Below are 2,500 nucleotides of genomic sequence, written 5' to 3' on the forward strand. Positions count from 1 at the left end.
GCTAATACCGGATGGTTGTTTGAACCGCATGGTTCAAACATAAAAGGTGGCTTCGGCTACCACTTACAGATGGACCCGCGGCGCATTAGCTAGTTGGTGAGGTAACGGCTCACCAAGGCAACGATGCGTAGCCGACCTGAGAGGGTGATCGGCCACACTGGGACTGAGACACGGCCCAGACTCCTACGGGAGGCAGCAGTAGGGAATCTTCCGCAATGGACGAAAGTCTGACGGAGCAACGCCGCGTGAGTGATGAAGGTTTTCGGATCGTAAAGCTCTGTTGTTAGGGAAGAACAAGTACCGTTCGAATAGGGCGGTACCTTGACGGTACCTAACCAGAAAGCCACGGCTAACTACGTGCCAGCAGCCGCGGTAATACGTAGGTGGCAAGCGTTGTCCGGAATTATTGGGCGTAAAGGGCTCGCAGGCGGTTTCTTAAGTCTGATGTGAAAGCCCCCGGCTCAACCGGGGAGGGTCATTGGAAACTGGGGAACTTGAGTGCAGAAGAGGAGAGTGGAATTCCACGTGTAGCGGTGAAATGCGTAGAGATGTGGAGGAACACCAGTGGCGAAGGCGACTCTCTGGTCTGTAACTGACGCTGAGGAGCGAAAGCGTGGGGAGCGAACAGGATTAGATACCCTGGTAGTCCACGCCGTAAACGATGAGTGCTAAGTGTTAGGGGGTTTCCGCCCCTTAGTGCTGCAGCTAACGCATTAAGCACTCCGCCTGGGGAGTACGGTCGCAAGACTGAAACTCAAAGGAATTGACGGGGGCCCGCACAAGCGGTGGAGCATGTGGTTTAATTCGAAGCAACGCGAAGAACCTTACCAGGTCTTGACATCCTCTGACAATCCTAGAGATAGGACGTCCCCTTCGGGGGCAGAGTGACAGGTGGTGCATGGTTGTCGTCAGCTCGTGTCGTGAGATGTTGGGTTAAGTCCCGCAACGAGCGCAACCCTTGATCTTAGTTGCCAGCATTCAGTTGGGCACTCTAAGGTGACTGCCGGTGACAAACCGGAGGAAGGTGGGGATGACGTCAAATCATCATGCCCCTTATGACCTGGGCTACACACGTGCTACAATGGACAGAACAAAGGGCAGCGAAACCGCGAGGTTAAGCCAATCCCACAAATCTGTTCTCAGTTCGGATCGCAGTCTGCAACTCGACTGCGTGAAGCTGGAATCGCTAGTAATCGCGGATCAGCATGCCGCGGTGAATACGTTCCCGGGCCTTGTACACACCGCCCGTCACACCACGAGAGTTTGTAACACCCGAAGTCGGTGAGGTAACCTTTTAGGAGCCAGCCGCCGAAGGTGGGACAGATGATTGGGGTGAAGTCGTAACAAGGTAGCCGTATCGGAAGGTGCGGCTGGATCACCTCCTTTCTAAGGATATTATACGGAATATAAGACCTTGGGTCTTATAAACAGAACGTTCCCTGTCTTGTTTAGTTTTGAAGGATCATTCCTTCGAAACGTGTTCTTTGAAAACTAGATAACAGTAGACATCACATTCAATTAGTAATACAAGATATCACATAGTGATTCTTTTTAACGGTTAAGTTAGAAAGGGCGCACGGTGGATGCCTTGGCACTAGGAGCCGATGAAGGACGGGACGAACACCGATATGCTTCGGGGAGCTGTAAGCAAGCTTTGATCCGGAGATTTCCGAATGGGGAAACCCACCACTCGTAATGGAGTGGTATCCATATCTGAATTCATAGGATATGAGAAGGCAGACCCGGGGAACTGAAACATCTAAGTACCCGGAGGAAGAGAAAGCAAATGCGATTCCCTGAGTAGCGGCGAGCGAAACGGGATTAGCCCAAACCAAGAGGCTTGCCTCTTGGGGTTGTAGGACACTCTGTACGGAGTTACAAAGGAACGAGGTAGATGAAGAGGTCTGGAAAGGCCCGCCATAGGAGGTAACAGCCCTGTAGTCAAAACTTCGTTCTCTCCTGAGTGGATCCTGAGTACGGCGGAACACGTGAAATTCCGTCGGAATCCGGGAGGACCATCTCCCAAGGCTAAATACTCCCTAGTGACCGATAGTGAACCAGTACCGTGAGGGAAAGGTGAAAAGCACCCCGGAAGGGGAGTGAAAGAGATCCTGAAACCGTGTGCCTACAAGTAGTCAGAGCCCGTTAACGGGTGATGGCGTGCCTTTTGTAGAATGAACCGGCGAGTTACGATCCCGTGCAAGGTTAAGCAGAAGATGCGGAGCCGCAGCGAAAGCGAGTCTGAATAGGGCGCATGAGTACGTGGTCGTAGACCCGAAACCAGGTGATCTACCCATGTCCAGGGTGAAGTTCAGGTAACACTGAATGGAGGCCCGAACCCACGCACGTTGAAAAGTGCGGGGATGAGGTGTGGGTAGGGGTGAAATGCCAATCGAACCTGGAGATAGCTGGTTCTCTCCGAAATAGCTTTAGGGCTAGCCTCAAGGTAAGAGTCTTGGAGGTAGAGCACTGATTGGACTAGGGGCCCCTACCGGGTTAC

At 52.6% G+C, this 2,500-nt stretch carries 2 rRNA genes (both running past the window's edge); both read left to right on the top strand.

Features of this window, described 5'->3' with window-relative positions:
* Positions 1 to 1,386: ribosomal RNA gene (locus tag QF06_RS19470) — 16S ribosomal RNA — on the top strand; it begins 164 nt to the left of the window's first position.
* Positions 1,387 to 1,556: 170 nt separating this feature from the next.
* Positions 1,557 to 2,500: ribosomal RNA gene (locus QF06_RS19475) — 23S ribosomal RNA — on the top strand (it continues 1,984 nt past the right edge of the window).
* The 16S and 23S rRNA genes sit together here, the layout of an rRNA operon.

It is taken from the genome of Bacillus sp. YP1 (assembly GCF_000877815.1).
GTDB classification, from domain to species: Bacteria; Bacillota; Bacilli; order Bacillales; family Bacillaceae; genus Bacillus; species Bacillus subtilis.